This is a genomic window from Echinicola marina, assembly GCF_020463795.1.
Classification (GTDB): domain Bacteria; phylum Bacteroidota; class Bacteroidia; order Cytophagales; family Cyclobacteriaceae; genus Echinicola; species Echinicola marina.
This window is the reverse complement of the sequence record NZ_CP080025.1, coordinates 1,381,880-1,408,735: the sequence shown is the minus strand read 5'-3', so window position 1 is coordinate 1,408,735 and position 26,856 is coordinate 1,381,880. Positions and strand designations below refer to the sequence as shown.

Annotated in this window: 27 protein-coding genes; 17 read left to right on the top strand and 10 right to left on the bottom strand. The window is 38.4% G+C overall.

The features are described from left to right. Positions 1-145: 145 nt before the first annotated feature. The gene (gene polA, locus KZP23_RS05920; RefSeq protein ID WP_226335176.1) at positions 146-2,959 is read right to left on the bottom strand and encodes a DNA polymerase I; all 2,814 of its coding nucleotides are present in this window, start codon (positions 2,957-2,959) and stop codon (positions 146-148) included. Positions 2,960-3,314: 355 nt separating this feature from the next. Between polA and KZP23_RS05915 the strand changes: the two genes are divergently transcribed. After that, a complete protein-coding gene (locus tag KZP23_RS05915; protein ID WP_226335175.1) occupies positions 3,315-3,632 on the top strand; it encodes a hypothetical protein in 318 nt (105 codons plus the stop codon). A gap of 60 nt (positions 3,633-3,692) precedes the next feature. On the opposite strand, the gene KZP23_RS05910 is transcribed toward KZP23_RS05915, so the two are convergent. Continuing rightward, positions 3,693-4,130 (bottom strand): hypothetical protein, encoded by a 438-nt coding sequence (locus KZP23_RS05910; RefSeq protein ID WP_226335174.1) that lies wholly within the window; start codon positions 4,128-4,130, stop codon positions 3,693-3,695. Positions 4,131-4,189: 59 nt separating this feature from the next. On the opposite strand from KZP23_RS05910, the gene KZP23_RS05905 reads away from it, so the two are divergent. Beyond that, entirely contained in the window at positions 4,190-5,860 is a 1,671-nt protein-coding gene (locus KZP23_RS05905; protein ID WP_226335173.1) for an amidase, read from the top strand. Positions 5,861-6,047: 187 nt separating this feature from the next. Here the strand turns inward: KZP23_RS05905 and KZP23_RS05900 are convergent, their stop codons facing one another. From KZP23_RS05900 to KZP23_RS05890, 3 genes are read right to left on the bottom strand one after another with little or no spacing between them, the layout of a single operon-like run. Continuing rightward, positions 6,048-6,740 carry a LytR/AlgR family response regulator transcription factor gene (locus KZP23_RS05900; protein ID WP_226335172.1) on the bottom strand — a complete coding sequence of 231 codons (693 nt, stop codon included), beginning with the start codon at positions 6,738-6,740 and terminating at the stop codon, positions 6,048-6,050. After that, the gene (locus tag KZP23_RS05895) at positions 6,730-7,782 is read right to left on the bottom strand and encodes a sensor histidine kinase (RefSeq protein WP_226335171.1); all 1,053 of its coding nucleotides are present in this window, start codon (positions 7,780-7,782) and stop codon (positions 6,730-6,732) included. Before KZP23_RS05895 ends, KZP23_RS05900 begins: the two co-directional genes overlap by 11 nt. Then, on the bottom strand, positions 7,783-8,376 hold the full coding sequence (locus KZP23_RS05890) for a hypothetical protein (RefSeq protein ID WP_226335170.1): 594 nt from the start codon (positions 8,374-8,376) through the stop codon (positions 7,783-7,785). Positions 8,377-8,701: 325 nt separating this feature from the next. On the opposite strand from KZP23_RS05890, the gene KZP23_RS23025 reads away from it, so the two are divergent. The 8 genes from KZP23_RS23025 (at position 8,702) to KZP23_RS05855 (ending at position 16,136) form a co-directional block, all read left to right on the top strand. After that, positions 8,702-8,824, top strand: coding sequence for a hypothetical protein (locus KZP23_RS23025; protein ID WP_262904783.1), 123 nt, complete (start codon positions 8,702-8,704; stop codon positions 8,822-8,824). 320 nt (positions 8,825-9,144) lie between these two features. Continuing rightward, positions 9,145-9,576: a hypothetical protein gene (locus tag KZP23_RS05885; protein ID WP_226335169.1), complete on the top strand. Its 432-nt coding sequence runs from the start codon at positions 9,145-9,147 to the stop codon at positions 9,574-9,576. 35 nt (positions 9,577-9,611) lie between these two features. Continuing rightward, positions 9,612-10,295, top strand: coding sequence for a GOLPH3/VPS74 family protein (locus KZP23_RS05880; protein ID WP_226335168.1), 684 nt, complete (start codon positions 9,612-9,614; stop codon positions 10,293-10,295). Positions 10,296-10,564: 269 nt separating this feature from the next. Beyond that, positions 10,565-11,362 carry a response regulator transcription factor gene (locus KZP23_RS05875; protein ID WP_226335167.1) on the top strand — a complete coding sequence of 266 codons (798 nt, stop codon included), beginning with the start codon at positions 10,565-10,567 and terminating at the stop codon, positions 11,360-11,362. A 116-nt stretch (positions 11,363-11,478) separates the two neighbouring features. Then, positions 11,479-12,159: a potassium channel family protein gene (locus tag KZP23_RS05870; RefSeq protein ID WP_226335166.1), complete on the top strand. Its 681-nt coding sequence runs from the start codon at positions 11,479-11,481 to the stop codon at positions 12,157-12,159. A gap of 338 nt (positions 12,160-12,497) precedes the next feature. After that, positions 12,498-14,369, top strand: a complete 1,872-nt coding sequence (locus tag KZP23_RS05865; protein WP_226335165.1) for a mechanosensitive ion channel family protein — start codon at positions 12,498-12,500, stop codon at positions 14,367-14,369. 209 nt (positions 14,370-14,578) lie between these two features. After that, positions 14,579-15,415, top strand: coding sequence for a glycoside hydrolase family 16 protein (locus KZP23_RS05860; RefSeq protein WP_226335164.1), 837 nt, complete (start codon positions 14,579-14,581; stop codon positions 15,413-15,415). Positions 15,416-15,512: 97 nt separating this feature from the next. Beyond that, entirely contained in the window at positions 15,513-16,136 is a 624-nt protein-coding gene (locus KZP23_RS05855) for a peroxiredoxin-like family protein (RefSeq protein WP_226335163.1), read from the top strand. A gap of 107 nt (positions 16,137-16,243) precedes the next feature. Here the strand turns inward: KZP23_RS05855 and KZP23_RS05850 are convergent, their stop codons facing one another. After that, positions 16,244-16,600 carry a winged helix-turn-helix transcriptional regulator gene (locus tag KZP23_RS05850; RefSeq protein WP_226335162.1) on the bottom strand — a complete coding sequence of 119 codons (357 nt, stop codon included), beginning with the start codon at positions 16,598-16,600 and terminating at the stop codon, positions 16,244-16,246. A gap of 108 nt (positions 16,601-16,708) precedes the next feature. Between KZP23_RS05850 and KZP23_RS05845 the strand changes: the two genes are divergently transcribed. From KZP23_RS05845 to KZP23_RS05830, 4 genes are all read left to right on the top strand, one after another. After that, the gene (locus tag KZP23_RS05845) at positions 16,709-17,341 is read left to right on the top strand and encodes an NAD(P)H-dependent oxidoreductase (protein WP_226335161.1); all 633 of its coding nucleotides are present in this window, start codon (positions 16,709-16,711) and stop codon (positions 17,339-17,341) included. Positions 17,342-17,344: 3 nt separating this feature from the next. Beyond that, positions 17,345-17,719: a DoxX family protein gene (locus KZP23_RS05840; protein ID WP_226335160.1), complete on the top strand. Its 375-nt coding sequence runs from the start codon at positions 17,345-17,347 to the stop codon at positions 17,717-17,719. A gap of 150 nt (positions 17,720-17,869) precedes the next feature. Then, entirely contained in the window at positions 17,870-18,490 is a 621-nt protein-coding gene (locus KZP23_RS05835; RefSeq protein WP_226335159.1) for a hypothetical protein, read from the top strand. 131 nt (positions 18,491-18,621) lie between these two features. After that, complete coding sequence (locus tag KZP23_RS05830) at positions 18,622-19,200, top strand: O-methyltransferase (protein ID WP_226335158.1); 579 nt, start codon at positions 18,622-18,624, stop codon at positions 19,198-19,200. A gap of 60 nt (positions 19,201-19,260) precedes the next feature. Here the strand turns inward: KZP23_RS05830 and KZP23_RS05825 are convergent, their stop codons facing one another. Next, positions 19,261-19,671, bottom strand: a complete 411-nt coding sequence (locus KZP23_RS05825; protein WP_226335157.1) for a hypothetical protein — start codon at positions 19,669-19,671, stop codon at positions 19,261-19,263. A 273-nt stretch (positions 19,672-19,944) separates the two neighbouring features. Between KZP23_RS05825 and KZP23_RS05820 the strand changes: the two genes are divergently transcribed. After that, complete coding sequence (locus tag KZP23_RS05820; RefSeq protein WP_226335156.1) at positions 19,945-20,964, top strand: sugar phosphate isomerase/epimerase family protein; 1,020 nt, start codon at positions 19,945-19,947, stop codon at positions 20,962-20,964. A 551-nt stretch (positions 20,965-21,515) separates the two neighbouring features. On the opposite strand, the gene KZP23_RS05815 is transcribed toward KZP23_RS05820, so the two are convergent. From KZP23_RS05815 to KZP23_RS05805, 3 genes are all read right to left on the bottom strand, one after another. Continuing rightward, on the bottom strand, positions 21,516-22,118 hold the full coding sequence (locus tag KZP23_RS05815) for a DNA-3-methyladenine glycosylase I (protein WP_226335155.1): 603 nt from the start codon (positions 22,116-22,118) through the stop codon (positions 21,516-21,518). A 370-nt stretch (positions 22,119-22,488) separates the two neighbouring features. Next, entirely contained in the window at positions 22,489-23,247 is a 759-nt protein-coding gene (locus KZP23_RS05810) for a hypothetical protein (RefSeq protein WP_226335154.1), read from the bottom strand. 132 nt (positions 23,248-23,379) lie between these two features. After that, the gene (locus KZP23_RS05805) at positions 23,380-24,504 is read right to left on the bottom strand and encodes a response regulator transcription factor (protein ID WP_226335153.1); all 1,125 of its coding nucleotides are present in this window, start codon (positions 24,502-24,504) and stop codon (positions 23,380-23,382) included. Between the two features lie 308 nt (positions 24,505-24,812). On the opposite strand from KZP23_RS05805, the gene KZP23_RS05800 reads away from it, so the two are divergent. Together KZP23_RS05800 and KZP23_RS05795 are read left to right on the top strand one after the other, a co-directional pair. Then, positions 24,813-26,573 carry a MutS-related protein gene (locus tag KZP23_RS05800; RefSeq protein ID WP_226335152.1) on the top strand — a complete coding sequence of 587 codons (1,761 nt, stop codon included), beginning with the start codon at positions 24,813-24,815 and terminating at the stop codon, positions 26,571-26,573. Positions 26,574-26,652: 79 nt separating this feature from the next. Continuing rightward, on the top strand, positions 26,653-26,805 hold the full coding sequence (locus KZP23_RS05795) for a lmo0937 family membrane protein (RefSeq protein ID WP_226336491.1): 153 nt from the start codon (positions 26,653-26,655) through the stop codon (positions 26,803-26,805). Positions 26,806-26,856 lie beyond the last annotated feature (51 nt).

Genomic DNA, 26,856 nt, shown 5'->3' with positions numbered 1-26,856 from the left:
TCAGAATGACAGACAATTTGGTTTAGGATATTGTCTCTATATTTTAAATATGCATTGCAAATAGCGAACAGTGGATTCGAGCTCTTCGACAAACTCAGAGGCCGTAAGCGTTTGGACATTGAGCTTGTCGAAATGGCTATTATCCTTAATGGGCCTCTAACCAGTCTTTGCCTACGCCTACTTCTACCTGCATTGGCACTTCTATAGGCAAGGCTTCTGTCATCAGTTTTGGAATTTCCTTTTTCAATAGATCCACCTCATCCTTATGTGCATCGAAAACCAATTCATCATGTACCTGTAGGATCATCTTGGATTTCAATTGTTTCTCCTTCATCCATTTATGCACATGGATCATGGCTACTTTGATCATATCTGCAGCACTGCCCTGAATGGGAGCATTGATGGCATTTCTTTCAGAAAATCCCCTCATGGTCGCATTTCGGCTGTTGATATCTCTTAGGTACCTGCGTCTTCCTAACAAGGTTTCCACATATTCGTTTTTCCGCGCTTGCTCAATACAATCGTTCATATATTCACTTACGGCAGGGAATTCCTTGAAATAAGCATCGATGATTTCTTTGGCTTCAGTTCTTGAAATATTCAATCGTTGGGATAAACCAAAGGCTGAAATACCATAAATGATACCGAAGTTAGCCGTTTTTGCCTTTCTACGCATATCCGAGGTAACCTCATCTATGGGAACTTGGAAAATCTTGGCTGCCGTGGTGCTGTGGATATCTCTACCGTTCTTAAAAGCTTCTATCATGGATTCATCCTTAGAGAAGGCCGCCATGATACGTAATTCTATTTGGCTATAATCCGCTGCCAAGATAACATGCTCTTCATCTCTGGGTACAAAGGCCTTTCGGATTTCCCTACCCCTTTCTGTTCTGATCGGAATATTTTGCAAATTAGGATTGACGGAGGAAAGTCTTCCTGTAGCAGCGACTATCTGATTATAAGTGGTATGTATTCGACCGGTTTTTGGGTTGATCAGGGTTGGCAGGGTATCCACATAAGTGTTTTTAAGTTTTACCAATTCCCTGAAATCCAAAATGGCTTGTGCGATTTCATGTTTTGGAGCTAGTTTGGACAGTACTTCTTCACCAGTGGCATATTGACCGGTTTTGGTTTTTTTGGCTTTTGGATCCAATTCCATTTTGACAAAGAGTACCTCCCCAAGCTGTTTCGGAGAAGCCAAATTGAATTTGGTTCCGGCCAGTTCGTAAACCTTTTGTTCTATTTGGACAATCTCTTTTTCCAATTCTTTGGATAAATCTGCTAAACTATTTTCATCTAGCCTGACCCCTTCAAACTCCATGGCCGCCAATACCGGAATCAAAGGCGTTTCTACCTCATAGAAAAGTTTTTCTAATCCCCTGTCCTTAAGGTCAGGATTGAGCTTTTGGGCCAATTGTAAGGTGATGTCAGCATCTTCTGAGGCATATTCTACCACCTTATCCACATCCACATCACGCATATTGCCTTGGTTTTTGCCTTTCTTACCAATCAGGCTTTCGATGGAAACAGGTTTGTAGTTGAGATAGTGTTCTGCCAACCAGTCCATGCCATGCTTCCCTTCTGGCTCTATGAGATAGTGGGCCAGCATGGTGTCGTAGTAAGTGCCTTTTACCTCAATGCCATAATTCTTCAGCACTAGGACATCATACTTTATGTTTTGGCCGATTTTGGTGATTTTATCATTTTCAAAAACCGGTTTTAAAGGAGCCAATAGTTTTTGGGCTTCTTCCACATCGGAAGGAATGGGAATATAAAATGCCTCTCCGGTAATATAGGCAAAGGAAATACCCACTAATTCTGCCTTGTTTGGGTCCACATCAGTGGTTTCGGTGTCAAAGCAAAGCTCATCCTGGATCTCTAGGTATTCGACCAATTCATTGATAGCTTCTACTCCAGCTACTTTATGATAGTCATGGGCTTTTGAAAAAATCGAATCCAATTGGCTGGGCGTAGGAATAGGATTGGTTTCTTCAATATCTTCCTCCTCTTCTGTATCCTGTGGCCCAGTAAATAAGCCTAATTGTTCATTGACTTTAAGCGAAGGTTTCTTAATACTTTCTCCAAATACTCTTTTGGTCAGGGTTCGGAATTCCAATTCGGCAAATAAGGCTTTAAGTTTTTCTTCATCCGGTCCATCATAAGTAAAATCCTTTGGATTAAACTCAATGGGAACATTTTGCATGATAGTAGCGAGCTCTTTTGACAATATTCCCTGCTGCCCAAAATTGACGACGTTTTCCTTTTGTTTGCCCTTCAGTTCTTCTGTGTGCTCCAATAAGCCTTCAATACTCCCGTAGGCTTTCAATAGTTTTTTGGCTGTTTTTTCACCGATGCCCGGGATACCTGGAATATTGTCCACTGCATCTCCCATCAGTCCTAAAATATCCCTTACTTGGTCAGGACTTTCAATTTCCCATTTTTCACATACCTCCTTTGGTCCCATGATATCTACCGCATTGCCCATAAAGGCTGGCTTGTAAAGGAAAATATGGTCATCCACTAACTGGCCATAATCCTTATCAGGTGTCATCATAAACACTTCAAAGTCCTTGTATTCGGCTTTTTTTGCGATGGTTCCTATAATATCGTCTGCTTCATAACCATCCAGTTCAAGAATTGGAATATTAAATCCTTCCACAATCTGCTTTACCCATGGAATCCCGACACTGATATCTTCGGGAGTCTCTTGACGGTTGGCCTTATAGGCTTCAAACTGCTCATGACGAAAAGTAGGTGCCGAAGTATCAAAAGCTACTGCTAGGTGGCTGGGCTTTTGCTTTTCGATTACTTCCAGTAAGGTGTTGGTAAATCCCAACATGATTCCGGTATTAAGGCCTTTGGAATTAATTCTGGGATTTTTACTGAAAGCAAAATGGGCCCTATAGATCAGAGCCATGGCATCTAGTAGAAACAGTTTTTTCTTGTCTGAACTGGGCATGGTTATAATATGCTTAAAATGATTGATTTAGCCCTCAAGGCAGTTTTCCCAATTTGGGATTGAGGCTAAATTACAAATTATAATGCAAAGGTCAGTGAGGCTTTTTGATCTTCTTTGACCCGAAAACAATCCATAAAAAAATACAGTTATTAGGAAGAAAAGTTTCTTCTTGAAAATCAATGAAAAGAAATGTTTTTTTCATTTGGGCGTGAATTAAGGATAAAAATTAGATATTTTGGATTAATATTTGATCATGGCGATAGTTCATCCTGATCATTGATTTTAAAATGAAAGGGATTTTTGTATATTATTGAGACATTCTTAATTATTTTATTTCACTAAATTTGAAAATTATATGAAAAGATTAGCATTCTTTTTGGCGGTGATGTTTACATTCACCGCATTTGCACCAAGTATAATGGCCGAGCCCATTAAAAAAGACAAAGAAGAAACAGAGCTGAGTCCTGAAGAGGAAGCAAGACTGGAAGAAATGAACGCCCGCGTGGATGAGATCAAAGCAATGGATTTTAGTGAAATGAGCAAAGAGGAACGTAAAGAAGTGCGGGATGAATTGAGAAGTATGAAAAAAGAAGCCAAAACCATGGGAGGCGGCATCTATCTATCTGTTGGAGCTATTATTATCATTTTGTTGATCTTGATCTTGGTGACCTGATCTGGACACAGAATAGATAAAAAAGGGGTTGATTTAATTAAATCAACCCCTTTTTCTTTTTCAATCTTCCAATGTTTGTAAATAAGCCTTTACCTGAAGGGCTTTCCAGAGCACAATACCTAGAATTATTATCCACAATACTTCATTAAAGCCCAAATGAAATATGGTACGCTTATTCCAACCTAAAATGTCAGCATAATAAACAGCAAACCAAATTGCAGATATTAATTTGCCCCCTATTCCTACCATAATAAGGTATAGCCAACTAATGGGATAGAAACCGCTGAGGAAAATCAGGAAACCTATGATCAGGCCAAAGCTGCCATAAATAGTAGAACTGACATCGACAGGCACTTCTGGGTGCATGGATAGCCAAGAAAGCAAAGGCGCACCAAACCATTTGAAGAATGCTCCCCAAGCGACTGTAGTCATTCCTGCCAGTAATAATAGCCCCCTCAGCGGCATAGAAAAACGAGGAAATTCCTGATTTTTTTCCATAATTAAAATTTTCTAACTTCCTAAGGGGATTTCCCCCTCAAACCTTACAAAACTAACTCATGGAAAACAAAAACACTGCATTTTGGCCAATATTCCTCTTAGGTCTGGTTTTGTTGATAACTGGATTTGTAATAGGGAAGCGTAGCCAAGAGATTTCTGCTGAAGCCATTTCATGGGCCGAACGACTTATAGGTTTAGAGTTTTTGCCTTCTGAACGCGACAGCATGGTTTCATTGCTTGAGGAGCAGATGGCAGATTATCAAGCAATGCGCAAAACTGATCTTGATAACTCGGTTAGCCCTACTATAACTTTTAATCCTCTTCCTCATGGCTTTTATCCGGATCAAGAGCAATATGATTTTAATTGGGGGATTAAAAATGCTGAATTACCGGCAAAGGATAATGATATTGCTTTTATGACCGTTGCGGACTTATCCACATTGATCAGGAATCAAAAAATCACCTCAGAAAGCTTGACGAAGCTCTATTTGGAGCGGCTAAAGACATATAGTGACACCTTGGAATGTCTTATCAGCTTGCTGGAAGAGGAAGCGCTGAATAAGGCCAAAATGATGGATGAGGAAATCAAACAAGGGAAATATAGAGGTCCGCTTCATGGAATACCTTATGGTATTAAGGATCTGTTCGCTGTAAAGGGAACCAAAACCACTTGGGGTGCAATGCCCTATAAGGACCAGAAAATTGATGTGACGGCTACTGTTGTGGAAAAGTTGGATGAGGCAGGGGCCGTTTTGGTTGCCAAGTTTACTTTAGGGGCTTTGGCCATGGGGGATGTTTGGTATGGTGGGAAAACCAGGAATCCTTGGAATTTGGAACAGGGATCTTCTGGCTCTTCTGCAGGATCTGCTTCAGCCGTGGGGGCTGGACTTATTCCCTTTGCTTTGGGGACAGAAACCTATGGAAGTATTGTTTCTCCATCTACCAGAAATGGGGTGACAGGTTTAAGGCCTACTTTTGGAAGAGTTAGTCGATATGGAGCGATGGCATTGAGTTGGAGCATGGATAAAATAGGGCCTATTTCCAGGTCTGTCGTGGATAATGGAATAGTTTTGTCCGTTTTAAATGGTGCAGATGCTAAAGATAAGAGCACGATTCCAGCGGCATTTAATTATGATGCGGATAATAAACTTAGTGATTTAAAAGTGGGCTATTTCAAAGATTTATTCGATACTGAAAAGGCTGGAGGGTCAAACGATATGGTTGTACTGGAGGTGATGAGGGAAAGTGGTATTCACTTAAGTCCTTTGGAGTTAAAGACTGATATGCCAGTGAGTAGTATGATTATTATGTTGATGGCAGAAGGAGCAGCTGCCTTTGATCAAATGACCAGATCCGGAAAAGATGATCTTTTGGTATCTCAAAACAAGAATGCTTGGCCCAATTTATTTCGGGCTTCACGTTTTATCCCTGCAGTGGAGTATATACAGGCCAGTCGCCTCAGGGCCTTGTTAGTAGAGGAAATGCATGCACTTTTCAAAGATTATGATGTGATCATTAGTCCTTCCTTTGCGGGAAACCAATTGTTGATAACTAACCTGACGGGGCATCCCGCCTTGTGTCTGCCAAATGGCTTTAATGAAGCTGGTAGTCCAAGTTCCATCACCTTTCTGGCAAACTTATATGAGGAGGAAAAATTGATCATGTTGGGAAGAATGTATCAGGAAGCAACCGAATGGGATGAAAGGAGGCCGCCTTTATTTGACCAATAATTGTTCTCTTGTTTAACCCGCATTATGCATTAGCCTATCTATTGCGACCTGAAACTACTTTAAAATCAGTCGCTTCGCTGCTGTTTTCGATTTCACCATAGCGATGCTATGATTCAATCTCCAAACAGCCTGATTTTCTTGTAGTTTCAGTTCTCATAACGATTCCTAATGCATAAAACGGGTTTAATTATGCTTTGATGCTATTAAGAAATTCGGCTTTATAGGTTTGACCGATTGGGATCGTAGTATTATTGATATGGACCATATTACCTTCTATATGGTCCAGCTTATTAATGGCTATGGCATAGGATTTATGTATCCTGATGAAGTCCCTTTCAGGGAGTTGTCCCAAAAGGCCTTGGAAGGTTTCGTGAACCAAAATGTACTTATCCGCACAGTTTACTTTTATATAATCCCCGAAAGCCTCCAGGTAAAAAATATCATCGATATCCACACGGTAAAGTTTTTTATCTGCTTTTAGGACGATATGTCTTGGTTCCTTATTCAGTTGGGATGAATCAGTATATACCTTGTTGAGTGCTTTTTGTACTGCTTTGAGGAAACGATCAAAGGGGAATGGTTTCAGTAAATAGTCCACAGCATCCAACTCAAATCCCTCAATGGCATATTGTGGATAAGCCGTTGTGAAAATCACATAGGGAGCTTTTGTAAGGGACTTATAAAAATCCAAGCCAGAGATTTTTGGCATGTTGATATCTAGGAATATTAACTGCACCTCTTTAGTGTTGATAATTTCCAAGGCCTCCAAAGCGTGCTTGCAACTGGCAATAAGATTAAGAGAGGGACATTCCACAATATACTTTTCCAATAAGTCCCTGGATGTGGGTTCGTCTTCAACGATGATGCAGTTAATCTTCATGGCTTAGTTTTAGGCTAACTTTAAATTTATGTTCGTCTTTTGATATTTGGAAAAGGTGCTTTTCCGGAAAAAGCAGGGCCAATCTGTTTTGGATATTGGCCAGTCCAACACCGTGGTCTGTCTGTTTGATGTCGCTTGCTTCTGGAAGATTGTTTTCAATTTCAAAGTCAAGCTGACGCTTGTCTGCATTGATCTGTATATTGATGAAGGTATTGTTTAAATCCCCTTTGATACCATGTTTATAACTGTTTTCTACCAATGGAATCAATAGCATAGGAGGAATGTGGATATCTTCTTTTATTTGCTTTTTGAGCTTTACCTTAGCCGTATTTTCGGTCCTATAGCTTTGTAGGCTGATATAATTGTTGATTTGCTCCAGTTCTGCAGATAAAGGGATGCTGTCCTTATTGGAATCATAGATCACGTAGCGCAATAAGTCCGATAATTTGATGATTACTTCAGGTGTTTCTTTTGCCTTGTCCAAAGCAAGGGTATAAAGCACATTCAAAGTGTTAAAAAGAAAGTGTGGGTTTACCTGAGATCGGAGGGCCTTGAGTTCAATAGCTGTTTTTTCTTTCTCCAGTTCACTGATTTCCTTTTGCGTTTTTAGTAATTCAAACCATTCCTTGGAGAGTTTCAATAGTGTACTTGAAATAAGGAAGGCTAAAAAGAATTTGGCTAAGTCCCAAAGTGTGTAATATGAAATGAAATAGTAGCCAGGCAAAATATAATCTATAAGATGGCTAAACAGGAAATAGTTAAAAGCTACTCCAAGACTTAAAACCAGAAAAAATCCCAGTAGAAAAGCAAAGTACTTTCCTGTTCTCAGAAATTTGGGAATTAGGAATTGAAGATTGAGGTAAACTGGTAATGATAGTGTCACCATAAATATCAAAGTATATACCCTATCTACCGGTAGGATCTTATTCGCATTGGAAAAGATATTGATCAGGATAAAATAGGCAACTACCCAAAACAGCAAGTGGTTAAACAAACTGTTTTGGAGGATTGGGTAGGCTTTATTATTTGTAGACAGGTTCACTTAGCCTTTGCGTTTTAGGATAAAAGATTCCTCTTCAAAAATATTTTCATCATCTGAATATTTTATCACAAACTTTTGTAATTCCTCTGGCGAGGCTGTTAATAAAATATCTTCGTTGGCCATTTCGTGAGAAATTCTAATTCGATTTTGTTCAATCAATTTGCCAAGGTATTGGCTATTAAATGGGTTAATAATAATTTGATTTCCATCAAACGAAACCTTGGCAAAGCTATGTACAGGGTAAAGGTGGAAAGCTGCAAATTCATTCTCTAAAGGTTTGGATTTATACTCATCAATAAAAAAATCTAGGTAAAGATACTTATCCAGCTTTACCAAGAACAAATCAAAAATTACAGTATCTCCATTTTGAATATGTTCCAAATGGTAAAGCTTATCCCCATTTTCAATAGCTTGATTATCAGCTTTAGTAATATTCCATGTATCAGTTTCGTCTACTATATAGCTTCCTTCCAAACGATTATCTATTATTAATTCACTTTTTGTATATAGTGGATGTAGACTGCGTAAAACACAACTACTGACCAAAGAAACAATAAGCAAAAACAGCAAAGTTGGTTTCTGTAAAGTTTTCATAACATTTGAAGTTAAGATGAATAATGCTTTGAAGATAGGTGGATAGTAAAATTCCGAAAAATTATTTCGATGAACTGCTCCATTTTCCCGTTATACTAGCACTTCATCGGTTTCGAATGAGATAAATGTTATAAGAAGGTGGCTCAAAACATTTGTTCGGAGTTTTTACAAAGGCAATATTGGCGTATTTTGATGATTCTTTGCGGGCTTTGCATTAGAAAAAATGGTTCTATATGGAATAGTGTGGCTAAATCTTAATTAGGAAAACTGTCGCTAGCCTGTCGCATGAGGCTTCAAGTGAATTTGCTAATCCGCCTTACAGATATTGAGCGTCAAGAAATTAAAGAAGTGGGCAAGCAAAAAGGCAGGCTTGTTTGACGAAATGCTGGGCAAAAAGGCCGCAAGCAGCTATGCAGAAGGAGTTTGCCTGCATGAGGGAAGGCTTTAATTTTAGCACAATAGATGTATTGCGGCGGGGTTTTTTGGTTACTTTTTTCACCTGTAGGAAAAAAGTAACAAATGTGGCGAGATGAAAGTCACTCTGAAATTTGACAAACAAAGTAAAAGTCACCCACAGTAAATCATATAGAACCGAAAAAATAATGTAAAGGCAGTAATGGTTTCCAAAGCTTTTATGAATAATACACAGCAAGAACCTATTTAGAAAAGGGATATCATATAGTAGGTAATATCCTAATTAACATATTATATGGTGATTTTTACTGGGAAATTAGTAAATTAACTAGTTGAGCTAAACATACTATATTCATGGAACAAACAATAAAAATTCCGACTTGGTATTGGGTAGTGGCCATAATTATGCTTTTATGGAACCTATTGGGGGTTAGTGCTTTTTTTATGCAGATTGGTATGTCCGAGGAAGCCATGGCTGCCTTGCCTGAGACAGAAAGGGAATTATATGCTTCCTATCCGCTTTGGGCAACCATTGCATATGCAGTTGCTGTTTTTGGCGGGGCTTTGGGATGTATCGGTCTACTTTTGAAAAAGAAATGGGCGAAGATGGTATTGATCATTTCATTGATCGGAATAATCATCCAGGTGTTTCATAGTTTGGCCATTTCTGGAGCCATGGAAGTATATGGTCCTGGTGCGGCAGTGATGCCAACAATGATTATTGTATTGGCTATATTCTTAGTATGGCTATCCAATTTTAGCATCAAAAAGCATTGGCTTACCTGAGTGATTACCCAAAATTTTGATTAATAATAAATACTATGGACATAAGCATTGCAAAACGATTTTTATTGCTTGCCCAACATCCAGAAAAAGGCAGGATGCTGATTTCTGGTATACATCTTCAATTTGGCTTGGCAGGGGCATTATTACTTCAGATGTCCATGGAGGACAAACTGAACCTGAAAGATGAACTGGTTTATATCAAGAAAGGAGCAATGTTCAATGATCCCCAATTACTGCAAATCGCAGAAATGATCCAATCATCAAGAAAGCCAAGGAAGATGAAGTATTGGATACAAAAAATAGGTCATAAGGCTTCTAGGTGGAGGTACCATTATTATGATCAAATGGCCAAAGAAAGATTGATAAAAGTGGAGAAAAAGAAGTTTTTGGGTTTAATTCCTTATACTCAAACCTATTTACTCAATAGCCAAGTTAGAAATAAATTGATTCAGGACTTGAAAAGTGAAATTTTTAGAAAGAAGAATATTGCTCCAGAAAATATGGCGGTTCTAGGTTTAGTAGAAGCCTGTAAAATGCATAATGTACTAAGTAAGGAAAAAAATCAATTGAAGACCCTGAAAAAGGATTTACAGCAATTGGTTAAGGAAAGCCCTATTTCTACTAATGTGGATAAGACTATTTCTGAAGTCCAGGCAGCCATTATAAGTACTATTATTGCGACCAACGTAGCAACCACAACCGCTGCTACAGCCGGATAAAGGTGAAGCGCTGCTTTGCTGTCTTGGAAATTAAATACAGAATAATTTTCTTAATAATGGTTAAACAGGAACAGTATATGGTGTTTTTTACATTTAAAAAATCCTTTTTTATAGGGCTTTGTATGCTAATGATTTAGAGGAAAGTTTCAAGTTCCATTGATGTAATTTCTTTTGAATCTCATTGAAAAGCCCATATAATCTTATATTTTTATTATCATTGGGTAGAATTTTGAGGTTTTAGTGAACTCAAAATACATTTTACAGTGAATATGAGTGCCGGAATTACACATTTGGTTGATTTATGGAAAGAGGGTTATTCCAATCATATAGAAAATTACAAACCCTATCAGGCGGTTGAGCAATTGAAGCATATCGCAGCCCTGTTTATTCCGGGAGAGTTTTTTTATTTTATCTTGAACATGCATAATCTGGAACTGGAATATGTTCATCCGGGTGTGCAGCAGTTTATCGATGTCGATCCAAAAACAGCAAGCATAGAAAATTTGCTCAGTTCGATTGATCCAGATGATGTAGAAACTGTCAAAGCCAAGGAATTGCTCCTAAAAGAATTTATGGAAAATGTGGTTCCTCCAACCGAACTACCATCTTATAAGATGTTGTATATGTATAGGATCAAGGATAGGTTTGGGAAATATAGGACTATGCTGCTTCAAGTAAATGTGCTTTCGGTATCTGAAAAGGGTACCATTGAGCATATATTGAGTGTTCATACTGATATTTCCTTTATGGGGGTTCAGAAGACCGATACGGTATCATTTGTACATCTCAATGGGGGAAAGTCCTTTTATGATGTGAATATTAATTCGGATAAATTGTTTTTTGAAGAAGACCAAGATGCTGAAGACAACTTGGACAAACAGTTGACCAAAAGAGAAATAGAGATCATACAGTTATCCTCAAGGGGGTATTCAGTCCATAAGATTGCTTATAATTTAAATATAACGGAGTCGACCGTTCGAACCCACAGAAAAAATATGCTTAAAAAGACCCAATATTCTTCCATGCGAAAGTTGGTGACTAAGTGTTTGATGGAAGGTATTATATAAGCTTATGTAGGTAAAATGTGGGATTTTACTTAAAACTCCCCCCATTTTAGTTTAGAGAACAAGAATTTTTTATTTTAGGTAGGTTAACTGTTCATTTTTGATTTTTATCAATACCTATGAAGAGACTGCTGTCCATTTTGGAGAACTGGAAATATGAATTGTTGCTTTATGCTTTGGTTCAGCACCTATATATTTCTGTTTTTTTTAAGGATATGGATTTCTATATGCATATTATTTGGCCTTTCAATATGATATTTTTAGGCTTGGCCAGTGTGGGTGTTTTTTTGGGTAAGGGAAAATGGTTGGTAAGGGTAAAGAATTTACTGTTATTATTGGTGGTTTTTCTGCCTATATTCCAGATTTTTAAAAATAATGTCATTTACTTACAAGTTTCTAGTTTGATATACATGGGCTTCTTTTTTATCATTTTTGGAGAGGTCATCAAATTTTTGCTGAAACCCAAGTACATCAATTTAGATTTACTGATGGCTGCGGGTTGTGGCTATTTTCTTTTGATTGAAATCAGTGCCTTTATGCTGCAGTTTTTGGTCTATAATGATCCTTCATCCATGGCTCATTTAGACATGAGCAGTGTGCCGAATACTTTTGTAGATATGGTGTACTATGCTTCTATTATACAGACCAGTATAGGATTTGGAGATATCACTCCCCTATCTCATACGACCAAGATGGTGACATCTTTTTTTGGCGTGATGGGGCAAATATATAATGTGGTGCTAGTGGGGATTTTGATCAGTAAATTTTCTACTGCAAATCAAAATGGTAAGGATGCTTAATATATTATCTGATTATCCGCAATGATGCCAGTAACCTTAAATCCTTTGCTTAAGTGGTCGGGAGTTTTAAGACTGAAGACCGAAGGAGTTGATATTTTAATTAAAACGAACATTTCGATTCGCTTTTAACTTTTACTAGTGCAATTGCGGATATACATAATATATTATGCATTATTTGTCTGATCCAAAGTGGCAGAGAATTCGTCTGTAGATTTGGCTTCATATTTTGAGGGAAAAAGAAGGTTTTTCAAATATTAGCTTTATTTTTAATAATAGAAATATTGTTCTTTTTGGATTCTGGAGGCCATGTTTTGAGAAGATATGATAACCATTTGTAGATGAAGAAGTTTTTAGGTGTTTTTTTGGTAGTGCTTCTGCTTCCATCCATTGTAGCCAATGGCCAAACGGATAGCTTGGCCCATCAAGATTCCATGGATATCGTGATGCTAGAGGCCTATGAGTCCAAGATTGCTGCCATAGAAAAACAACGCTTAGAAGATTCCTTGATGCGGGCCGCTCTGGAGAGGCAAATTAATTCCCTGAAAACTACAGATAATCTCAGGAAGGAAGAGTTGCAGGCACAGTTGGATGAGATTGCGAGCCGAGAATCCAATAGATTGTCCTTGAAGATGTCTCAGATTGATTCTCTTCGAAAAAACACCAAAGGTTATCCAGTTTTGGGGGTGATGGGTGATACACTTTTTACTGTTTATACAAAAATTGGCGCTTCCAGACCCAAGGAACGGGCTGAGAATATTAGCAAAAAGATTAAAGAATTATATGATGATGATTTTTTGGTATTGGATTCCATCAAGGTAATTGCTGAAGAAAACCTAGCGGATATTGTCTATAATGAAACCATCCTGATGAGCGTATCTGAAATGGATGGCCTATGGAATGATACGAGCATTAGGGCATTGGCTGACCAATATAAGGATGAAGTTAAAGCATCTATTTTACAGGCACGCAAGGATAATAGTTTTGTCACCATATTGATCAGAATTGGGCTGGTCATTCTCTCAATTTCCGGTACTTGGCTAGTCATATGGCTGGTAGGAAAAGGCCACCGCAGGTTATTAAAGTTTATAGCAGCCCGCAAGGATGATTGGTTGAAGGATTTATCTTATAAGGATTATACCTTCCTTTCAGCCTATCAGGAATTCAAATTTATCATTTTCATCAGTCGCTTTTTGAAATGGGTGATTTACGCTTTGGTTTTGTATATCGCCTTGCCACTAGTGCTCAGTGTGTTCCCATTTACCAGAGGCTGGTCATATCAACTGTTTGATCTAATATGGTCTCCCTTTAAAGCCATATTTATTTCTGTAGTAGAATTTTTGCCTGACTTGTTCAGTATTTTGGCCATATACCTTGTGATGCGCTATGTCATCAAATTTGTGAGTTATATTTTTGATGAAATTGCCAATGAAAAATTGGTCATTACAGGCTTCCATACGGATTGGGCCAAGCCCACCTATAATATCGTCAGGTTTTTATTATACGCCTTTACTTTTGTAATGATTTTTCCACATCTTCCTGGGTCGGATTCTCCGGCTTTCAAGGGGGTTTCTGTATTTATAGGTATTCTATTTTCTTTAGGTTCATCTTCTGCGATTTCCAATATGATAGCTGGTTTGGTGATTACCTATATGCGGCCATTCAAAATTGGAGATAGGATTAGATTAGGAGATACTTCAGGGGATGTAGTGGAAAAGACCCTTTTGGTGACCAGGCTGAAAACCATCAAAAATGAGGAAATTACCATTCCCAATTCAGCTATTCTAACGGGAAATACCATAAACTACTCTTCTTATTCTAAGAATGAAGGCTTGATTATCCACACTTCAGTGACCATTGGATATGATGTCCCATGGCAGTTGATGTATGAAACATTGATAGAGGCAGCCTTAAGGACGGATTTGGTCATGAAGGAGCCTAAACCATTTGTTCTGCAAACCAGTTTGGATGATTTTTATGTGGCTTATCAGTTGAACGCTTATACCCAAGAAGCCAGTAAGCAAGCATTGATCTATAGCAATCTCCATCAAAATATACAAGATGTATGCAATGAGAAGGGCGTAGAGATTCTTTCACCCCATTACAGGGCGCAGCGAGATGGAAATTCTACTACCATTCCATCGGATTATTTGCCAAAGGATTATCAGGCACCGCCTTTTAATGTCAATATCAAAAAGGAGAAGCCCGAGTAGTTTATAATTGGCATCATTGACTTTTAAGGTTTGGATCAATTATCCTTTTCCAGTAAACAATTTTTCTCCAGTTTTCAGCTCTTGTGACCAATTCCCACTAAGGGGCTAGGTTTTATAAAAAAGTTGGTAGATATTAATTGATTTTATTACATCTTTATAGATGATAGCCCTTTCAATCCTAACAATTCCAATTCTTAAACATAATAAATATGAAAATCTCAAAGATGCTGCCCCATTTTTTGTTGGGTGTTGGTATAATGGTGCAGTCTTGTAATCCCAAGCCTTATAAGATATCTGAAGGTCACAGTTATATTCAAAAAAGTAAACGATATGACAAAGAATGGAAATTGGTTTGGAATGATGAGTTTGAGGAGGGTAAAATAGATTCAGAGAAATGGACCAAGATTCCACCGAATAATGCTGATTGGGGGAATTATATGACTTCCGATCCAAAATGCTATGCTTTTGAAGATGGGAAATTGATACTTAAAGGCATCAAGAATGAAGACCAATCAAAAGATGATCGTCCTTATTTGACCGGTGGGGTGTATACCAAGGGGAAATTTGCTTTTCAATACGGAAAGATAGAAATCCGTGCTAAGCTGGGATCTGCAAAGGGGGCTTGGCCGGCAATTTGGATGCTTGCAGAACAGAATAAATATGGGAATTATCCCAAAAATGGAGAAATTGATATTATGGAGCATATCAATTTTGAAGATCGGATTTATCAAACTACCCATTCCTATTATACGCTGAATCTAAAACAAACCAAAAATCCACCTCATGGAGGAACGGCTGATTTTGATAAGGATGTTTTTAATACTTTTGGTTTGGAATGGTATCCTGATAAATTGGTATTTACCTTAAACGGAGAGCCTACTTTTACTTATCCTCGGGTGGAGAATGTGGATAAGTCCCAATGGCCCTATGACCAACCATTTTATTTGTTAATCGATATGCAGTTAGAAGGAAGCTGGGTTGGAAAGGCCAATCCAAATGATTTGCCAGTGGATATGGAGGTAGATTGGGTCAGGGTATATCAATAAATCTAATGAATAAGGAAGGGACTTTTATACTCCTTAAAACCATTGTTAGTCAAATGACGTTTGCTAAACCTGAACTATTGATGCGAATTTAGATAAGATGAAAAATTACTGTTTTCAAAGCCTCTGGGCCTTTTTGCTTATTGCCCTTTTCCAATATAACGGTGCTTTTGCACAAGAGGGAATGGACGTGCCAGCTGATCCAACCGACATTTCTCCCCTTTTGATTGGTGAACAAATTCCTGTGAGTCAAGTTAAGGACATAGATGGAAATATAAAGTCCCTAAATGAAATTGTGGCCAAAAAGCCGACCTTGTTGATCTTTTATCGTGGAGGTTGGTGTCCTTACTGCAATAAGCATTTGGCAGAGCTGCAAAGCATAGAGCAGGATATTCTGGGTATGGGCTATCAGATTGTGGCCATCAGCCCGGATGCACCAGAGCAGCTGAAAGCTACTGTGGATAAGAATGAATTGACCTACAGCCTTTATTCTGATAATGACCTAAAGGTGACCAAGGCTTTTGGGCTGGCATTTCAGGCTCCTGGGAGGTATAAGGAAATGCTTTTCAAGGCTTCCGCTCAGTTAAATCCAGGAATTATTCCTGTACCAGCTGTATTTGCCTTGGATACAAAAGGAAATATTCAGTTTGAATATATCAATCCCAATTATGATACTCGAATCAGCGGGGATTTGATCAAGGCAGCGCTTGGAACATTGAAGTAACAGAAATCAGATAGTGAGAATTAATTAGGGATAGCCTATTATAGGCTGTCCTTTTTTTGTATTTATATGTGGATAATTATTCAGAGTAACGTAACAAGGAATATAAATTATACCATGACACTTTCCCTATGCTCCAATCCCCATTTGACCATGGCATCTAGCACATTCTTGATTTTTTTGCCTGAGGGGGTGAGCTCATATTCCACTGTCACCGGAGTAGTGTCGTGGACAGTTCTTTTTACAATGCTGTTCAGCTCTAATTCCTTCAATTCCTTGGAAAGCATTCTTGGCGTGATTTTGGGAATGTCCCTTTCCAATTCTTTAAATCGCTTCGTACCATAGCAGAGTGATCCGATAATCGGCAATTTCCATTTGCCACTAATGGCATTCATTGCCTCACGAACAGCTAAGACAAATTCACCAGAGCATAAGTGAACTTTTTGGTTTTCTATGATTGTTTCCATTATTCTATACGAGTTTACTATACTTTAGTATATCGGTATACTAAAGTATAGTACTTACTTTTGTATAGTAAATATAGCTAATTTTGTAGCAAAAGAAAAAAAGAAATTATGAGTTTATTAGAAAATTTAGCTTGGAGATACGCCACTAAAAAGATGAATGGAAAGGCAGTTCCTCAGGAAAAAGTAGAGTATATCCTTGAAGCTGCCAGAATGTCTCCATCTTCTTCCGGTTTACAACCTTACAGGGTTTTGGTGATTACTGATCCAGAGATAAAAGAAAAAATGAAGCCTATTGCTTGGGATCAAAGCCAGATCACTGATGCCTCTCATATTTTGGTTTTTGCTTCTTGGGATAAATATACTGAAGAGAAGATTCAGGAAGTTTTCCATAAAACTTTAGAGGAAAGAGGGTTGCCATTGGATAGAATGGACGACTATAAAGAGAAATTATGGGGCCTATATAGCCAGCTTTCTGAAGAATGGCATGCAAACCATGCTGCCAAACAGGCTTATATTGCTTTTGGATTGGCGATCGCTGCAGCTGCTGAGCAAAAAGTAGATGCTACTCCTATGGAGGGTTTTGATAATGCAGCGATGGACGAGCTATTGGGCTTAGAGGAATATGGTCTGAAAAGTGCCGTTATATTGCCTCTTGGGTACAGAGATGAAACTGCAGATTGGAATGTAAATTTGAAGAAGGTGAGAACTCCGAAGGAAGAGTTTTTACTTGAAACCGTATAAGTGATGAAAAAGGACAATATTATTTATTGGGTGAGCACGGCCATAGTGGCTTTGATGATGCTTTTCAGCGCATATAATTATTTTGCAGATCCCAATATGAAAGCAGGTTTTGAGGCCATGGGCTTTCCTGATTTCTTTAGGATAGAATTGGGAACGGCCAAGATCATTGGTGCTTTGGTACTGTTGATTCCAGGTATCCCCCAATTGTTCAAAACTGGTGCATATGTGGGCTTTGTCATTGTGTTTGTATCTGCATTTATCACACACTTGGCTTTGGGCGATGCTGTTTCTGCTTTGGTAATGCCATTGGTGTTTTTAGCCATCTTGTTGGTTTCTTTTCGCTTTCAACAAAAGCGCTTGGCCACAGCAAAAGCATAAAAACTTAGCGCAACTGTCTCATATTTTGATCAACTGTTTTGCTGGTATGCAAGCCAATCAAATGATCAATTTATGAGACAGTTTTTATTTTTATATATTGGGACATAATAGATGTTCACTACGTTTTGGTGAAAAGCACTATTTTTAGTTATGACAAAACGGTTTTTCTTTTTACTGCTAGTTGTTTATTCCATGTCTTGGCTGAAATCAACAGCGCAGGAGATCCCTCAAAGGTTCTATTATTTTTCTGAGGATATACTTGTCGGGTCTGGATTAGGACTGGATGTTGGTCTTCATTATGTTGGGGCATCTGAGCTCACACTGGAATTGGGGTATACTACTTATATTCTTCCGAGTAACAAGCCTGAGGACTTCCGGATTCATCCAATTATTGCTATAATTAGCTTTGGTCTAGGTAATCCTACTGATTGGATAAGGACTTACCGCGCAAGTATAGGGAAAATCATTAACCTAAATTCTGCCAAAACTATTCGGGCAAATTTATCAGCTGGCTTGAGCTATAATGATCACCGAATGGTAGCCAATTGGTCTGCGGTACCTTTGGGTGAGGGTACAAATGGAGCCAATTACATATATGAGAATGTGGATGAGTCAAGTATTGGTTTGGTATTGCTTCCAAAAGTGGAATTTGCTTTCTCAAAATATGTCGGCGCCTCGGTGGCAGTGAACAGTATGCTGTCATCAAAAAAATCAACTATTGGGCTATCTATAGGCTTAATGATTGGCTTGGTACGATCGAAAAAATTATAGATGGCCTATTTGCTTTAAGGAATGTGGATAAGTTTTTGTCATGCTTATTAAAAGATGCCATTGCCTAAATAAATAAGAATTAATTATATTCAGAGTGAAATTTTTCTTTTAACCTTTCAATATTTCCATTGATGAATGACAGCAATATTTTAGACTTGCCGGAGATTTATCCACAAATTGAAGCAAAATGTAAGGAAATAGGCTTTACCATGCCTTCTGATAAATATATAGGCACCTTGCTCAAAAGCCTCATGATCTCCAAGCCCAAAGGTCGTTTTTTAGAACTGGGTACAGGAATTGGACTTTCTCTATCATGGATGGTGGATGGCTTAAGCGAGGATGCTACTCTTATTACTGTGGATAATGATTTTTCATTAAGTGAAATTGCCCATGGGTATTTTGGTGCAGATGGGCGTGTGGATATTGTCTGCATGGATGGTTCTAAATGGATCAGAGAATATAAAGGCGCTCCCTTTGATTTGATTTTTGCAGATGCTTGGCCTGGAAAATACAGTGAATTGGAAGAAACCTTGGCTTTGGTAAGCACGGGTGGATTTTATGTGATTGATGACATGAATGTCCAGCCTAATTGGCCAGATGGCCATCAGGATAATGTGGATAAGTTGCTTGCTTATTTGGAGTCACGACAAGACTTTTCTATTTGTAAAATGAATTGGTCCACAGGTGTGGTGGTGGCGACTAAAAAATAGAACATAAAGGGTCAATATTCCATTGGCCCTTTTGTTTATAATGTTTTTCCATTAATGAGCCTATTCCTTATTTGCGGGGATTTCACTATTTCCACTTCCTTCTCTTCCTCCCACTTCAATCACCTCGTATACCACAAATCTACTGGCACCTCTCCAAGGCAGTTTTCCTAGGTATTCTTTATAGCGGAGTTCGACGAATTTACCACTGGCCCTTTCCAGTTTTTCAGAGACCTCTGTACCCATTCCGCTGAATCGAAATTCATTACTTTGAAGAGCGCCTGCAGTAGGACTTTGGAAGCCTTCCTGTACCAGTCTCCCCTCCCATGTTTTAAAAACAAAGCCTTTTTTCTCGTAATAATTGAGTGTGCCGCCTTTTACCCCTTCAGCAAAAACAAAGAAGAATCTCCAATACACAAATGCTGCGAAAATCAGTATGAGTGAAAAAATGGCAATTTTAACGTATTTGTTCATAATTCAAGGGCTTTTAAAATAGCTTAGCACAAACTGTAAAATAATGGCTTTTAATTTCTGATTATTCACTGAATAAAACAATAAATATTTTCTGTTTTGGACTAAGCAGGACTTTGATGGATTTGCAGTTTTAGTAAATGGTATTTTAAATAAGCTTTTTACCAATTATCCCCTCCTATTCAGGAACAGTGGATTTTGGAGTCCATTTCAATGAAAAATTATTAATTTGTTGTCCTTTAACATTATCAACCTATTCAATAAGCTCAAAATAGTATGAAAAACAGAAGAGAATTTCTTGTTAAATCGGCTTTAGGCGTAGCTGGTTTGGTTACGGCACCTAGCTGGTTACAAGGTGCACCTTCCATCATTAAGTCATATAATAAACCGAACTCTTTGATCAATGGCGTACAGATTGGCTGTATCACCTACTCTTTTCGCTCCATGCCTGACCAAAGTGCAGAAGCTACCCTGAAATATGTGACCGATTCCGGTATTAGCGCTATAGAATTAATGGGAGATCCTGCGGAGCATTTTGCAGGTAAGCCAGTATCCAGTATTGACAGAGGGAAAATCTATCGCCTTTCCAGAAAAGGAGAAGATCTGACCGCCAATGAAATAGCTGAGCTCAAAGAATTGAAAGCCGAAAATACTGCATATGAAAAGGCAGTGGCTGCATGGAAAGCTGGAGTGGATATGAGGAAGTTTGAGGACTTGCGAAAAATGTACAAAGCAGCAGGTGTCAGCATTTATGCATTCAAGCCCAATGCATTTGGCAAAAACAATACGGATGCGGATATTGCCTATGGCATGAAAGCAGCAAAAGCTTTGGGAGCAAGTCATGTAACCTTGGAACACCCTTCAGATGATGCCCATACCATGAGGTTAGGTAAATTGGGAGAAAAGTATAAGATGACTGTTGCATATCATGGCCATACCCAGGAAACGTTTAATTTTTGGGATACTGCTCTCGCCCAAAGCCCTAGAAATGGAATGAACCTAGATGCAGGGCATTATATTGCCGCAGGACATACTGATCTAGTTGCATTGATCAATAAACAGCATAAGCGGATCATGAGCATGCATACCAAAGACAGAAAGACAAAGGCAAATGGGCAGGATAACCTTATTTGGGGTCAAGGAGATACACCAATTCCGGAATTGCTCAATATGATGAGGGAAAATAAGTACAAGTTCCCTGCAACCATAGAATTGGAATATAAGATTCCTGAAGGATCTGATGCCGTGAAAGAGGTTCAGCGGTGCTTGGTATTTTGCGAGAAGGCACTTTCTTAATTGAACCCGAAATATGCATTAGCTTATCTATTACGGACTGAAAATGCTTTAAAATCAGACGCTTTGCTGCTGTTTTCGACTTCACCATAGCGGTGCTATGCCTCAGTCTCCAAACAGCCTGATTTTCTTGCATTTTCAGCCCTCATTACGATTGCTAATGCATAATCCGGGTTGAATGGATTTAACATTTAATTATATCCCAACCATCTCGGTTGGGATTTTTTTCTCACGGGGTTTGCCAAGGATCATTTTTTAATGTGGTATAAATGGCTCATCGATTTTTACTCCACCTTTGTGCGCTTTGTGTGGACGATTATTATTCTCGCAAAGTCCGCTAAGAATACGTGGTGCTCGCTAGAGAGACTTTTTGTTGCTAGAAATATTGACCACAGATGAAGAGGATTAACACAGATATTGGAATAAAACACCTCAGTCAAACATTTCATCTGTGTTAATCTGTGTGTATCGGTGGACGCTTATTTATTAACCACAGATAAAAAGGATAAATACAGATGGTTGTTTTAAAAGGTTAAAATTATGGGAGATTATTTTTACCTGATCATTCTTTTTACTTCTTGGTGCCTGAAGCATTGCAATAAATGGTCATTTACCAATCCTGTGGCCTGCATATGGGCATAGACGGTGGTACTGCCCAGAAATTTAAAGCCCCTTGCTTTTAAATCTTTGGATAGCTTGTCTGATTCTGTTGTGGTAGCTTTTGCCTCACCTATGCTTTTTAGTTGCCCATCTATAGGTTTTCCATTGACGAAATCCCAAATATAACTGGTAAAACTGCCCACTTTGGCTTGTATTTCCATGAATTGACGGGCATTGTTGATGGCTGCTTCAATTTTCATTTTGTTCCTGATGATACCCTTGTCCTGAAGCAGTTCCTGTACCATGCTTTCTGGAAAATCGGCAACTTTTTTATAATCAAAATCAGCAAAGGCCTTTTGGTAGCCTTCTCTCCTCTTGAGAATGGTGGCCCAGCTTAAGCCAGCTTGAGCACTTTCAAGTACCAAAAACTCGAAATGAACCTTGTCGCTATACACTGGAACTCCCCATTCCTCGTCATGATATTTGATATAATCCTCAAATCCCAAACACCATGGGCATCGGAATTTTTCTGTTTGGTTGATTTGGTATTGTGGCATTGGGTTTCAACTTAATATTTCCTACAATTAAAAATACAGAAAGATTAAGTTGATTGTATTCAAATGAAGGTAAATTTCTCATTTTCCAATAATATTGAAATAATGGTAACAGTGATCATGGCTGGGGGCAGTCCTCTTAAGATTTTTATGCAGGTACTGTGAATTGGTAACTTATTGGCCAAGTCCTAAAATTAAAATAAGCCCCAGCAGAATGCCGAGGCTTAAATCAGTCAACAATCATTCCGTCGTTAAACCAAAATAAGGGAATGATGGCTGTACATTATGAGTTTATTGAAAATCAGTCTTTTAGAAAGCAGGTAGGGCTCAGGGAATCCTACCTGCTTATTATATAAACTGTATGAATTGTCATTTAATCATTTACATGGCTATGCTCGTTCAGCCTGCGATAGATATGGCTGTATATACTTGTTACAGGCTCAAAAAACTGTTGATAAAGTTCATCTTTTTTCTTTTTTTCCAAGCCTTCTTCCAGGTTTTTCCACACACCATTAATTTGATCTAAACTGGCAAAGTCACTGAAAGCTTGCGTGACAAAGAAATGTGGATAACTCTCCCCTCCTCCTTGATATTGATACCAGTAAACTCTTTTATCACCCTCGACCTCAGCGATATGGTCGGAAAGGGTATTTATGTTTTCCAGAAAATGTGCATAACCGCTAGGTTTGACTTTGAAAAAGGTAGCCCAAATGACCGATATATCCCCGGTGGATGGTGCTTTACTTACCTCGGGCATGAACTTCGCCATATGGGTTCTGGATGTTTTAACATCGGGAGAGACCATCAGTTCTGCCAAATTGAAACATTCACCAGCAGCCTCATCTTTTTCATCAAAGGCAGCCCAGTTGGGTTTGATATAAGTAAAGACATAATTATCACCTTCACCATTCATGCGATAAAATACGCTCCACTCGATTTGTCCACCATTGGAGAGATAACATTCCTTCCAGGCCAATAGATGATCCTCAAATTTTTTTGCATGACCTTCCTTAATATCAAATTCTAAAATGACACGGATAAATTCCATGTTTTCTAGTTGTCTGGCCTGAGAGTGATTTGGTAGCAGACCAACCAAAAGAAAAATGCTCAATAAATATCTAAAATGCTTCATTTTGCTTTGGGTTTATCGGAAAGAATAATTGAAGCTGTGGCCGTTGGCTATAATCTTAAATTTACACCAATTGCTTTATCTGATGTTTGTAAATTTCTCTCAAATGCTTGTAAAATAGTCCCAAAACTCACTTCAATGGCTTTCCATATAAGTACTTGGGCTTATTCCGAAACTAGCGGTAAATACTTTGGAAAAATAGGATAGGCTACTAAAACCCGACGAATAGGCAATTTCACTAACGGTGCCGGATTTTGCCGCCAATAGGTGGGCACTCTTGGTAATTCTAGCAAGTCTGATGAGATTGTTTGGGGTTCTTCCTGTTTGTTCTTTGACTTTTCTGTAAAGATTGGATCGACTTTGGTTCACTAGGGCGGCCAATTCATCAATGTTAAAGTTTTCATCTTCATAGTGCTCCAGAATGGCATGGAAGACCTTTTCTACAAAACAGTCCTCTTCGGAGTCTGGAAATTGCTTTAGACTTATTTGTTTTTTTAGATGGACGTATTTTTGAACTGGAAGGGAATCTTCCAAAAATCCTAGATGGTGCCAACTGGTAAATAAATGGTTTTCGAGAATTTGAGGGTTAATGGAGCCAAATATGTATTCATCTGCCCCGTGAAACAAAGCCCATAATTTTTGACTGAAAAGGGCTGAACCACCATATGCAACGATTTTGATTTGGTGTCTGATGTCCATGGACCTGATGGTGCTCAAGATCAATTTGCTTTTCTCTGGACTCATATTAAGATCCAGTAGGATATAGTTTGGACGGCTTTTGTTTAATCTCTCTGGGATATTGTCATTTTCGGAAGCATAGCTGGCGCTATATCCGCTGTTCTTCAAGACTAAATATGGCTGTTGATTTGTCCCAATGATCAATAATGCTTTTTCTTTAAGCTTAAGGTGAGATGACGATTTCCATTTTTTGCCACCTTTCAAATGATGTATTTCAGTAGAATGGTTTTGACGGTTCTTTCCCAAAGCCCAAGCCAAACCGGCCATAATGAGCAAAATCAGAGCTGTTTTGCTCCAGGTTTTTTTAAGAAGAGACTGTTTGATGGAGAGGTCCCGAATAAGTTGGTAGGTTTCAGGTGAATTTGAGTAATACGCAAACTCAAAATTTGGATAAAAGGCATTGGGGAAACCGTCAAAATGTTGTGTTTCTTGGGATACGATTAGCAGCGGACTGCTGTCCCAGCCGAAATCAGTATGAAACTTTTTGTCATGTGCATGGGATTGCAATATGCCCATAAACATGAGCAAAAAGGCTAATAGTAAATGGGGAACATTGCCTACCTGCATTAATCTGTGTAAAAATAGACGTCTCAAAATTAGTTTGTGTGTGGATGTCGGTGTTTCATAAATATAAGCTATTATTACGAAATTATTATACGAAATGCGTTTTAAATATTGTGTAAATATTAAAAATATATTTATAATGCATTTTTAAAGTTTTTTAAATTTTATTGTTCTGAAAGTGTAAATGATTAAATCAATAATATATGAGCAAGAGGAACTTGTTCATTCTGTTTCCTTATGTTTAGATTTCTCTCCTATATTTGGGCATGAATAAGAATTTTCAAACTGAAAACCCCCAGTCAGAGCTTAGCACTTGCAAAAAGACCATAGCAAGTTTGGCCTTGGGAAGATTAATTTTGTTTTTTAGTATTGGGGCCGTAATGATCATTGGCTTGAGCGAAATACGCCTATTACTGCTGGCATTTTTTCCTTTGGCAGCGCTGTTTATTTATTTGATCAAATTATTTAATGACCAAAAGGACCGTCAAAGTTTTTTGAAGGCAGTCATAAAAATGAAGCGAGACCAAGTATTAAGGTGTAAGAGGGAATTGTCCACTTTTGATGCGGGGGAGCAGTTCAAAGATAAAAACCATGCTTTTTGTAATGACCTTGATCTTTTTGGACAGCACTCTTTATTTCAACTGTTAAACCACACAGTGGCGGACGGAGGAAAGGCTCTATTGGCAGGATGGTTGAAAGCTGAGGTGAATCCTGAGCAGGCAAAAGAAAGGTTTGGTGGTATAAAAGAGTTAAGCACCCACCAAAACTTTGTGAGGAATTTTGAAGCTATCGGCAAAGCCTTTATCAAGGAAGAAAAAAACAAGAAACCATTTTATAAATGGTTGAAAACGCCCAATGCTTGGAAACAGCTGTATTGGCTGCCTCTCATAGCAGGTCCGTTTATCGGTTTGTTTTTATTGATGGCTTGGCTGTTTTTTGACTTGCCCATGGCATATTTCAGTGGATGGATATTAATAGGCATGACATTTTTGGCGATGATTTTTAAGCCATTAATGGAAGCATATAAGATTATGCCTGATGAAGGAGACCTGAAGACCTTACGTTCATGGTCAGGTGAGTTGGAGCGACTTGACTTTGTGGATCCGTATTTGAAAAGACTTCAAGCACCTATTTTAGATCAACAATACCGCGCATCTGAAGCATTGAAGTCTCTGGAGCAGCAGAGCTTTGCTGTTCAGAACCGTACCAACCTGATGTATTTGATATTTAATTTATTTTTCTGGACGGACTTTTGGGTGCTTTGGAGACTGGAAAGGTGGAAAAAGAATTATGCCGGTCATATGCAGGAGTGGGAGGAGATTTTTGAGGAATGGCAAGTGGTGGTGTCCTTAGCGGCCTTTACCAATGAGGAGAAGATTACTTGTGAAGTGGATTGGTCAGAAAAACTGGAGATTGATGTAAAATCACTGGGCCACCCACTCTTGCCACAGGATGTCTGTGTTACCAATGATTTTAGTATGATGGAGGAGGAAAAGACGGTCTTGCTGACAGGATCCAATATGTCAGGGAAAACCACTTTTATGAGGACTTTGGGCACCAATATGGTCTTGGTCAACCTGGGCTTGAGTCCATTTGCAGCTTATTACCGCTCTGGACCTTTCCAACTGTTTACCAGTATGAGGAATACCGATAGTTTGGGAGAAAGTGTAAGTTCTTTTTATGCGGAATTGGCAAGAATAAAGGGCTTATTGGAGCAGGCAGAACAGCAGCAGCCGGTATTTTTCTTATTGGATGAAATATTGAAGGGAACCAATACCATTGATCGTGTCATGGGCAGTGAGGCTTTGATCAGGCAGTTGATGGAAAGTAAGAGCAAGGGAATCATTTCCACACATGATATAGAGCTTAGCAAATTGGAGGATAGTTTCGGGACATTGGTCAATTATAGTTTTCAAAGCGATATCAAAGACAATGAAATTTTATTTGATTATAAAATCAAAAAAGGGCCTTGTCCAAGCTTTAATGCCCATAAATTAATGGAATTAATGGGCATTAAGTTTAATTAAATAAGCAGAAAAAATAATTGTGGCATTAAGATTGGTTGTAATTGGTTATAAATCAATTGTTTCACTAAACACCATAGTTATGAGTTCTCTATTATATTTAATTGCGATCATATTAGTAATTGGGTGGATATTTGGCGCCTTCGTATATAGTGTCGGAGGATTGATACATATTTTGTTAGTATTGGCTATTATCGCCATCCTTTTCAGGTTAATTGGTGGGCGTGCTGTCTGACAAGTAAGTAAATATGAAAAAAACGCTATTCTTCACTAAGGATAGCGTTTT

Coding starts and splice junctions, on each gene's coding strand:
- KZP23_RS05890 (WP_226335170.1), bottom strand. CDS start 8,376: ATGAAAACTTTACAGAAACCAACTTTGCTGTTTTTGCTTATTGTTTCT.
- KZP23_RS05910 (WP_226335174.1), bottom strand. CDS start 4,130: ATGGAAAAAAATCAGGAATTTCCTCGTTTTTCTATGCCGCTGAGGGGG.
- KZP23_RS05805 (WP_226335153.1), bottom strand. CDS start 24,504: ATGTTTATGGGCATATTGCAATCCCATGCACATGACAAAAAGTTTCAT.
- KZP23_RS05880 (WP_226335168.1), top strand. CDS start 9,612: ATGGACATAAGCATTGCAAAACGATTTTTATTGCTTGCCCAACATCCA.
- KZP23_RS05885 (WP_226335169.1), top strand. CDS start 9,145: ATGGAACAAACAATAAAAATTCCGACTTGGTATTGGGTAGTGGCCATA.
- KZP23_RS05855 (WP_226335163.1), top strand. CDS start 15,513: ATGAAAAATTACTGTTTTCAAAGCCTCTGGGCCTTTTTGCTTATTGCC.
- KZP23_RS05915 (WP_226335175.1), top strand. CDS start 3,315: ATGAAAAGATTAGCATTCTTTTTGGCGGTGATGTTTACATTCACCGCA.
- KZP23_RS05905 (WP_226335173.1), top strand. CDS start 4,190: ATGGAAAACAAAAACACTGCATTTTGGCCAATATTCCTCTTAGGTCTG.
- polA (WP_226335176.1), bottom strand. CDS start 2,959: ATGCCCAGTTCAGACAAGAAAAAACTGTTTCTACTAGATGCCATGGCT.
- KZP23_RS05865 (WP_226335165.1), top strand. CDS start 12,498: ATGAAGAAGTTTTTAGGTGTTTTTTTGGTAGTGCTTCTGCTTCCATCC.
- KZP23_RS05810 (WP_226335154.1), bottom strand. CDS start 23,247: ATGAAGCATTTTAGATATTTATTGAGCATTTTTCTTTTGGTTGGTCTG.
- KZP23_RS05815 (WP_226335155.1), bottom strand. CDS start 22,118: ATGCCACAATACCAAATCAACCAAACAGAAAAATTCCGATGCCCATGG.
- KZP23_RS05860 (WP_226335164.1), top strand. CDS start 14,579: ATGAAAATCTCAAAGATGCTGCCCCATTTTTTGTTGGGTGTTGGTATA.
- KZP23_RS05840 (WP_226335160.1), top strand. CDS start 17,345: ATGAAAAAGGACAATATTATTTATTGGGTGAGCACGGCCATAGTGGCT.
- KZP23_RS05795 (WP_226336491.1), top strand. CDS start 26,653: ATGAGTTCTCTATTATATTTAATTGCGATCATATTAGTAATTGGGTGG.
- KZP23_RS05900 (WP_226335172.1), bottom strand. CDS start 6,740: ATGAAGATTAACTGCATCATCGTTGAAGACGAACCCACATCCAGGGAC.
- KZP23_RS05845 (WP_226335161.1), top strand. CDS start 16,709: ATGAGTTTATTAGAAAATTTAGCTTGGAGATACGCCACTAAAAAGATG.
- KZP23_RS05850 (WP_226335162.1), bottom strand. CDS start 16,600: ATGGAAACAATCATAGAAAACCAAAAAGTTCACTTATGCTCTGGTGAA.
- KZP23_RS05820 (WP_226335156.1), top strand. CDS start 19,945: ATGAAAAACAGAAGAGAATTTCTTGTTAAATCGGCTTTAGGCGTAGCT.
- KZP23_RS05835 (WP_226335159.1), top strand. CDS start 17,870: ATGACAAAACGGTTTTTCTTTTTACTGCTAGTTGTTTATTCCATGTCT.
- KZP23_RS05830 (WP_226335158.1), top strand. CDS start 18,622: ATGAATGACAGCAATATTTTAGACTTGCCGGAGATTTATCCACAAATT.
- KZP23_RS05875 (WP_226335167.1), top strand. CDS start 10,565: ATGAGTGCCGGAATTACACATTTGGTTGATTTATGGAAAGAGGGTTAT.
- KZP23_RS05825 (WP_226335157.1), bottom strand. CDS start 19,671: ATGAACAAATACGTTAAAATTGCCATTTTTTCACTCATACTGATTTTC.
- KZP23_RS05870 (WP_226335166.1), top strand. CDS start 11,479: ATGAAGAGACTGCTGTCCATTTTGGAGAACTGGAAATATGAATTGTTG.
- KZP23_RS05800 (WP_226335152.1), top strand. CDS start 24,813: ATGAATAAGAATTTTCAAACTGAAAACCCCCAGTCAGAGCTTAGCACT.